This window comes from Pisciglobus halotolerans (assembly GCF_900113675.1).
Taxonomy (GTDB): domain Bacteria; phylum Bacillota; class Bacilli; order Lactobacillales; family Carnobacteriaceae; genus Pisciglobus; species Pisciglobus halotolerans.
In genome coordinates this window covers 60,325-68,307 of record NZ_FOQE01000010.1, presented here as the reverse complement: position 1 = coordinate 68,307, position 7,983 = coordinate 60,325, and the positions used below count along the sequence as shown (strand labels likewise).

The following is a 7,983-nucleotide window of genomic DNA, read 5'->3' as shown; positions in this document are numbered from 1 at the left end:
TTTTAAAGATGAAAAAGCAGCATAAAATAAAAAAGCCAAAGCGATGTAATCGCTCTGACTTTTTTGACCCACCAACACTACTTGTCAAAGAGCCGATTTGTGCTATACTATTTTAGTTCGTGAACAAAAAAATCATAACGAGATAAAAAATAATGAACTAAGAATATCATCTGTAAAAATGAATCAATGAAGTAAGGAGAAAGCAAAATGGAAGAAACATTAAATAAAGAAGTTGCATCGCGTAAAACATTCGCGATCATTTCTCACCCGGATGCGGGAAAAACGACAATCACTGAACAGCTGCTGTTGTTTGGTGGCGCCATTCGCCAAGCTGGGACTGTTAAAGGAAAGAAAACCGGTAAATTTGCAAAATCGGATTGGATGGAAATTGAAAAGCAAAGAGGGATCTCTGTTACCAGTTCCGTTATGCAGTTTGATTACAATGGAAAAAGAATCAACATTTTAGATACACCAGGACATGAAGATTTTTCTGAAGATACTTATCGTACATTGATGGCAGTAGATAGTGCGGTCATGGTAATCGATAGTGCTAAAGGGATCGAACCGCAAACAAAAAAATTATTTAAAGTTTGCCGCATGAGAGGGATCCCTATTTTCACGTTCATTAATAAACTAGACCGAGATGGAAAAGAACCTCTAGAATTAATCTCTGAATTGGAAGAGGTATTGGAAATCGATGCCTATCCAATGAACTGGCCGATCGGGATGGGAAAAGGGTTATTAGGCCTTTATGATATTTACCATCAACGCGTAGAAGTTCACCGCCCTGAAGTAAACGGCAAAGACGGAGAGCGTTACGCCCCTTTAAATGAAGAAGGCGAAATTGAAGGAGATCACCCGATTAAACATTCAACTTTGTATGATCGCGCTTTAGAAGATGCACTTCTATTGACAGAGGCAGGCAATGAATTTTCAAGAGAAGCAATCGCAGACGGAGAGTTGACCCCTGTGTTTTTTGGTTCAGCTTTGACCAACTTTGGTGTTCAAACTTTTCTAGAAACCTATTTAGAATTTGCGCCAGGCCCTTCTGAACATGTGACAAAAGAAGAAGAAACCGTTAGTCCTTATGAAGAAAAATTTTCAGGTTTTGTTTTTAAGATCCAAGCGAATATGAATCCAGCTCACAGAGACCGCATTGCTTTTGTGCGGATTTGTTCTGGAAGATTTGATAGAGGAATGGATGTTACTTTAGCAAGAACCGATAAAAAAATGAAGCTTTCAAATTCAACTCAATTTATGGCGGAAAGCCGCGAAACAGTTCAACATGCTGTAGCAGGAGATATCATTGGGCTGTATGATACCGGAAACTTCCAAATTGGTGATACGATTTATGAAGATCGTTTAAACGTTCATTTTGAAGATTTACCGCAATTTACGCCTGAGATCTTTATGAAGGTAAACGCCAAAAATGTGATGAAACAAAAATCATTTCATAAGGGTGTACAGCAGCTCGTTCAAGAAGGTGCCATTCAATTATATAAAACTTATCATACAGGTGATTACATTATCGGGGCAGTCGGTCAGCTTCAATTTGAAGTTTTTCAATATCGAATGAAAAACGAATATAATAGTGAAGTGGTCATGACACCTATGGGCAATAAAATTGCGCGTTGGATTGCTCCAGAGGACTTGGATGAAAACATGTCTTCTAGTCGTAATTTACTCGTTTTAGATCGTTTCGATCAACCATTATTCTTATTTGAAAATGAATTTGCTACTCGTTGGTTCCAAGATAAATACCCAGACGTAGCCTTACAAACTTTACTTTAATAAAAAGATTCTTCCTCTTTTAACGTTGGTAAAGAAATTTCCTAAGGTCGATGGGCTACTGATGGAAAGCCAAGAGAACACATTGAGCCGAAAATCACGTCTCAATGCTTGCAAGCTTCAAACTTAGTGTAGGGGGTAAAGCCTAACACTAAGTGATTCACATTGCATCTTTTTTCATGACTATCAGTAGCCCGATGCGCCTCTTGAAATTTCTAGAAATAGGATTCTAACGAGTTTAGCATTAAAAAAATTGATTCTTTACAGACCAACGTTAAATATTGTAGAACCAATAAAAAACGTTCCAACTCACTAGTTTAACTAAGGAGTTGGAACGTTTTTTGTTTCGTTTTTAAATGAAATACCATTAGGTGCAGGGAGACGATTCCTTCAGAAACAGAAAATAATTAAGAAGATTTTTGTGTGGGATTCTCAACTTTCATGGAAATCTCAGCGATATTTGGAGCAAAAATAATATCTACCTTTTTCGGAGAGACTTTGAGGATCTTTTGAAGCGCATAATTGATTTCTGTTTTCTTTATATTACGCTTCGGGTTCTTCAAAACGACATCTCTATGAGTTTTAGCTTCTGACAGAATAACAGTTGTAGGACCTAAAGAAAAAACTCTGATAAAATTTGTGTCTGTATTTTGCAATTGCTGACTGACTAAATTTCGATGGCTATTAGTTACATCAATCAGTTTCATAAGATCACCTCATCAATCATTCATCCTTTTATTAGCATAAGTATACCGCTGTTTTTAATGAATTTCAAAAATAATTTATCGAAATAGCTAAAAACTTTGAAAAAGTAAGTTTTGTTCAACATTGAAGAAAGAAATGTTGGTGTTTATGACAAGCTCTTTTCCTTATTCTTTTCCGTAATAAAAAGTGATGTACAATCGTATAATGATTTACTGGGAGGATAGCTTTTACATGGACAAAATTATAGTAATTAAAGGTGCAAAAAAAGAGGAATCCTCTTCATTAGGGGATTCCTCTTTAGAAAGCTTAGTTAGATTCTTTTGTATCATTGGACTTTTCGACAGCTGCTGGTTCTTTAGCCGATACAGTAATCTCGTCATCGTCATTTAGTGTTGCAGATAACGTTTTTTCGTTAGGATATTCTAAATAAAAGTCAGCGATGCGATCTTCTATTTGTTCTTGAATGACGCGGCGTAATGGTCGAGCACCCATTTTAGGATCATATCCTAAATCAACGAGTTTTTCTTTTACTTTTTGACTGACTTCAATCGTAATGTTTTGATCTTTCAGCATTTGATTGACATCATCAAGCATTAAATCCACAATGTGCAGCAGATTGTCTTTTGTCAATGAGTTGAATTCTACAATACTGTCAAAGCGGTTGATAAATTCAGGTTTGAAGTAATCCGTCAAATGATTCAAGACAGACTTGCGATTTCCTGCATTTCCAGCTTGGAAACCAACGCTAGCTTCGATTTCACCTGCTCCTACGTTACTTGTCATAATAATGATCGTATCTTTAAAGCTAACGACTCTGCCTTGAGCATCGGTTAGACGCCCGTCATCTAAGATTTGTAAGAACATATGCATGACATCTGGATGGGCTTTTTCGATTTCATCAAAAAGAAGAATACTGTAAGGGTTTCGACGAACTCTTTCAGTCAATTGACCCGCTTCTTCGTAACCGACATAGCCAGGAGGAGAACCGATCAATTTAGACACACTGTGTTTTTCCATATATTCACTCATATCAAAACGAATATAGGCATCTTTGCTGCCGAACATTTCTTGGGCTAATTGTTTTGCCAACTCTGTTTTACCGACACCAGTTGGACCAATAAATAGGAAGGAACCGACTGGACGACCTTTTTTATTAAAGCCAACACGATTACGACGAATAGCTTTGGCGACCGTTGCAACTGCTTCATCTTGTCCAATGACATGTTCTTTCAAATCTTTATCAAGATTCCGCAATTGTTCTTGTTCTTTGTCTTTTAATTCTCCAACAGGAATGTTCGTCTTCATTTCAATGATATTTACCATATCTTGTTCAGTGATGACTGGTTTATCCGAATCAGGCTGTTGTTGATCGCGCATGCCAGCAAATTTTGCAGCTTGGTCACGATAATAAGCAGCTTTTTCATAATCTTCTTTTTGTAAAGCAGCTTGTTTTTCTTGAGCAGCTTCAGCGATTTTTTCTTCGATCATTTTAGGATCAATGGTGTGGATCGTCAGATTTTTCTTAGAACCGGCTTCGTCTAACAAATCGATTGCTTTATCTGGAAGGAAACGATCTTGAATATATCGGTCAGATAAATCAACAGCACTGCGAATGGCTTGGTCTGTATAAGAAACATGATGATAATCTTCATATTTCTTTTGAATACCTTTTAAGATGGTTACCGTTTCTTCAATAGAAGGTTCATCTACACGAACCGGCTGCATCCGACGTTCTAAGGCACCATCCTTTTCGATTGCACGGTATTCTTTCAATGTCGTTGCGCCGACTAATTGAAGTTCACCGCGAGCCAATGCAGGTTTCAAGATATTGCCAGCATCCATGCTGCCTTCTGCGCTACCAGCACCGACAATTTCATGAATCTCATCAATAAATAAGATGATGGAAGGGGAGGCTTTGACTTCATTCATCAGTTGTTGCATACGTTCTTCAAATTGTCCCCGGATACCTGTCCCTTGTACTAGAGAAACTACATCCAAACGGATCACTTGTTTGTCCATTAATTTTTGCGGAACGTCTCCATCAACGATTCTTTGTGCTAAACCTTCAACAACTGCTGTTTTTCCGACACCAGGTTCACCAGTCAACACAGGATTATTTTTAGTTCGGCGATTGAGGATCTCAATGACGCGTTCAATTTCTCTGTCTCTTCCAATGACAGGATCGATCGCACCAGTCCGAGCTAGATCGGTTAGGTTAGTTCCGTATTCATCTAACAAACCGCCTTTGTTGTTACGAGGAGGTTGTTGTCCGCCACCAAATCTTCCGCCTTGTGTAGGAGGTGTTTGATCGAAAGCATCGGATCTTCCTGCATTTCCTTGGAAAGAGCGGAATAGATCATCAAAGCCGCCAAAACCGAATGGATCTTGAGGGTTACGATTTCCATTCATTCCATATTCATGATTGTTTTTTAATTTTTGATAGCAATTTTGACATAAGTCAACTTGAGTTTTGCGGCCGTTCACACTTGTATATAGATGGATAGTCGCTTCATTTTGTTTACAGTTTTGACATAACATCTATTGTCACAACCTTTCTTAGTTCTTAAATCAGGTTTCATATTCTAAGGTCAATATTCGTTTGACCTTTTCTGACCTTATGTGACTATTATACACTGACCAACTTTGACTTTCAAGTATTTTACTGTGAAAAGATAGAAAAAAGTAAACAAAAAGTGTAGGATAAAAAAAGAATAGTTAATGAAGCGATCATCATGGGGACAAAAGAAGGGAAATACTATGGGAAAAGAAGAAATAGAAAAACAATTAGATGCTCTTATAAGTGGAGAAATTGAAGAATTGACGATACATAAGGAAGATTTTTTGATTTTTCGGGAATGTTGGATAAAACATCCACAGAAAAAAGCCATTGTTGGTTACGCAAAACGTGGTGGGGATGTCGAATACCATTTCCAACCTCATGAAAATGAGTCAAAACTGGAATAGATCGAGAAAAATAGTTGTGGAAAAGTCAAAAAAATGGTAATCTTAGAAGTTGAAAGGGTTATATAGTTTATTTTAAGAAAAGCTTGTTATTTCTTAAAATGAATGGATGTAATTCTATAAAAAAATATTGAAACATAAAGGAGATTTTCGACTATGGAAAAACGCGAATTTCATATTATAGCTGAAACAGGGATCCACGCACGTCCTGCTACATTATTGGTGCAATCTGCTAGCAAATACAACTCAGATATCAACCTTGAATACAAAGGCAAATCTGTTAACTTGAAATCTATCATGGGCGTTATGTCTCTTGGCGTAGGTCAAGGTTCTGACGTAACCATCACTGCAGAAGGCGCTGATGAAGCTGAAGCTATCTCAGGCGTTGAAGAAACAATGAAGAAAGAAGGATTAGCTGAGTAATGGTAGAAAAATTAACTGGGATCGCAGCAAGTGACGGAATAGCAATCGCGAAAGCCTATATGCTCGTTGAACCAGATTTATCTTTTACCAAAGAATCAGTTGAAGATTCAGAATCTGAAGTTGCTCGTCTACAAGAAGCAATCAGCAACGCAAAAGATGAACTGGAAAGTATCCGTGCGAATGCTGTTAAAACTTTGGGAGAAGAAGCAGCGCAAGTTTTTGATGCACATGCGATGGTTCTATCTGATCCAGAGTTGATCCAAACAATTGAAAGCAATATTAAAGACAATAAGGTCAACGCTGAAAGTGCCTTGCAGGAAGCAACCGATATGTTTATCGGTATTTTTGAAGCCATGGAAGACAATCCTTACATGCAAGAACGAGCAGCTGATATCAGAGATGTTCGTAAACGCGTAATCAGTCACTTACTAGGAGTAAAATTGCCAAACCCTTCAACGATCGACGAAGAAGTGGTTATTATTGCGCATGACTTGACTCCTAGTGATACAGCTCAGTTAAACCGTGATTATGTCAAAGGATTTGTAACAGACATCGGCGGAAGAACTTCTCACTCTGCTATTATGGCAAGATCTTTAGAAATTCCGGCTATCGTCGGATCAAAAAACATCACTTCAAGTGTTAAAAATGACGAAATGGTCATTGTAGACGGCTTAGAAGGAGATGTACTTATTCAACCCGATGAAAATGATGTTCAAAAATATGAACAAAAAGCGAAAACTTTCGCTGATCAAAGAGCTGAATGGGATAAATTAAAAAATGAAGAAACAGTTACGGCTGATGGCAAACATGTTGAGTTGGCAGCAAATATTGGTACACCAAAAGATTTAGATGGTGTAAACAATAACGGTGCCGAAGCAGTTGGTTTGTATCGGACAGAGTTTCTTTATATGGATTCAAATGAATTCCCGACCGAAGAAGACCAATTCCAAGCTTACAAAGCTGTTTTAGAAGGAATGGGCGATCGTCCAGTTGTTGTTCGGACAATGGATATCGGTGGGGACAAAGAATTACCTTATTTGGATCTTCCTAAAGAAATGAATCCTTTCTTAGGTTACCGTGCTATTCGTATCTGCTTAGCAGAACCTGATATGTTCAGAACCCAATTGCGGGCATTGTTACGTGCTTCTGCATATGGTACGTTGCGGATCATGTTCCCAATGATCGCTACGTTAAAAGAATTCCGCGAAGCGAAAGCTATGCTAATGGAAGAAAAAGAAAAATTGGTCAATGAAGGTGTAGAAGTTTCTGAAGACCTTCAAATTGGGATCATGATCGAAATTCCAGCAGCAGCTGTCTTGGCAGATAAATTTGCTAAGGAAGTTGACTTCTTCAGTATTGGAACAAATGATTTGATTCAATACACCATGGCAGCAGACCGTATGAATCAGCAAGTATCTTACCTTTACCAACCATACAATCCATCCATCTTACGTTTAGTGAAAAACGTCATTGACGCTGCTCACCATGAAGGAAAATGGGCTGGAATGTGTGGAGAAATGGCCGGCGATCAAACAGCTGTTCCATTATTGCTTGGTTTAGGACTAGACGAGTTTTCTATGAGTGCTTCAAGCATCTTGAAAACACGCAGCTTGATGAAACGTCTAAGCACAAAAGATATGGCTGAGTTAGCAGATAAAGCAATCAATGAATGCGACACTGCTGATGAAGTTGTAGCTTTAGTTGAGGAATATACAAAGTAAAACAAGATTTTTCATTGTTTTACCATAGAGAGGATGGCTTCAGCTCTAAACTGAAGTCATCCTCTTTTTATGGTTTTATCCTTTATTCATATGATCACCACTATTTGTATACATACTGATCGTATAAAAAATGAAAGATATACAACATGTCTCTTCCTAATCAAGCCTATTTCATTACAAAAAAAGGAAAAGAATTTCTCGATTCCAAGATATAAGGACAGTCACAACAGATGTAAAAAATAAAAAAATTGGTCGAATCAAATATTACAGCTCAAGTTGGATGCAGATGCTCGTTTTATTTGCTAAAATAACAGTGATGGAAAGTAAAATGATACATCTTAGTTTCTAAAAAAATAAAAACAGCGCATAATGTTGTAAAGGAGTG

The 7,983-nt window shown here is 37.6% G+C and carries 6 protein-coding genes; 4 read left to right on the top strand and 2 right to left on the bottom strand.

Features of this window, described 5'->3' with window-relative positions; all coding sequences use genetic code 11:
- The first annotated feature begins 207 nt into the window (after positions 1-207).
- The gene (locus BM057_RS05290; RefSeq protein WP_047390045.1) at positions 208-1,791 is read left to right on the top strand and encodes a peptide chain release factor 3; all 1,584 of its coding nucleotides are present in this window, start codon (positions 208-210) and stop codon (positions 1,789-1,791) included.
- Between the two features lie 404 nt (positions 1,792-2,195).
- On the opposite strand, the gene BM057_RS05285 is transcribed toward BM057_RS05290, so the two are convergent.
- Both BM057_RS05285 and BM057_RS05280 read right to left on the bottom strand, forming a co-directional pair.
- Entirely contained in the window at positions 2,196-2,495 is a 300-nt protein-coding gene (locus BM057_RS05285; protein WP_047390046.1) for a DUF1827 family protein, read from the bottom strand.
- Positions 2,496-2,799: 304 nt separating this feature from the next.
- Positions 2,800-5,031, bottom strand: coding sequence for an ATP-dependent Clp protease ATP-binding subunit (locus tag BM057_RS05280; RefSeq protein ID WP_092091980.1), 2,232 nt, complete (start codon positions 5,029-5,031; stop codon positions 2,800-2,802).
- A gap of 219 nt (positions 5,032-5,250) precedes the next feature.
- Between BM057_RS05280 and BM057_RS05275 the strand changes: the two genes are divergently transcribed.
- The 3 genes from BM057_RS05275 (at position 5,251) to ptsP (ending at position 7,598) form a co-directional block, all read left to right on the top strand.
- Positions 5,251-5,457 carry a hypothetical protein gene (locus tag BM057_RS05275; RefSeq protein WP_092091978.1) on the top strand — a complete coding sequence of 69 codons (207 nt, stop codon included), beginning with the start codon at positions 5,251-5,253 and terminating at the stop codon, positions 5,455-5,457.
- Positions 5,458-5,610: 153 nt separating this feature from the next.
- Positions 5,611-5,877 (top strand): phosphocarrier protein HPr, encoded by a 267-nt coding sequence (locus tag BM057_RS05270; protein ID WP_047390049.1) that lies wholly within the window; start codon positions 5,611-5,613, stop codon positions 5,875-5,877.
- On the top strand, positions 5,877-7,598 hold the full coding sequence (gene ptsP, locus BM057_RS05265) for a phosphoenolpyruvate--protein phosphotransferase (RefSeq protein WP_092091976.1): 1,722 nt from the start codon (positions 5,877-5,879) through the stop codon (positions 7,596-7,598). The genes BM057_RS05270 and ptsP overlap by 1 nt, the downstream gene beginning before the upstream one ends.
- Positions 7,599-7,983: the final 385 nt, after the last annotated feature.

Bases quoted from the DNA above. Each gene is read 5' to 3' on its own strand.
- BM057_RS05280 (WP_092091980.1), bottom strand. From the start codon at position 5,031: ATGTTATGTCAAAACTGTAAACAAAATGAAGCGACTATCCATCTATAT.
- BM057_RS05270 (WP_047390049.1), top strand. From the start codon at position 5,611: ATGGAAAAACGCGAATTTCATATTATAGCTGAAACAGGGATCCACGCA.
- ptsP (WP_092091976.1), top strand. From the start codon at position 5,877: ATGGTAGAAAAATTAACTGGGATCGCAGCAAGTGACGGAATAGCAATC.
- BM057_RS05290 (WP_047390045.1), top strand. From the start codon at position 208: ATGGAAGAAACATTAAATAAAGAAGTTGCATCGCGTAAAACATTCGCG.
- BM057_RS05275 (WP_092091978.1), top strand. From the start codon at position 5,251: ATGGGAAAAGAAGAAATAGAAAAACAATTAGATGCTCTTATAAGTGGA.
- BM057_RS05285 (WP_047390046.1), bottom strand. From the start codon at position 2,495: ATGAAACTGATTGATGTAACTAATAGCCATCGAAATTTAGTCAGTCAG.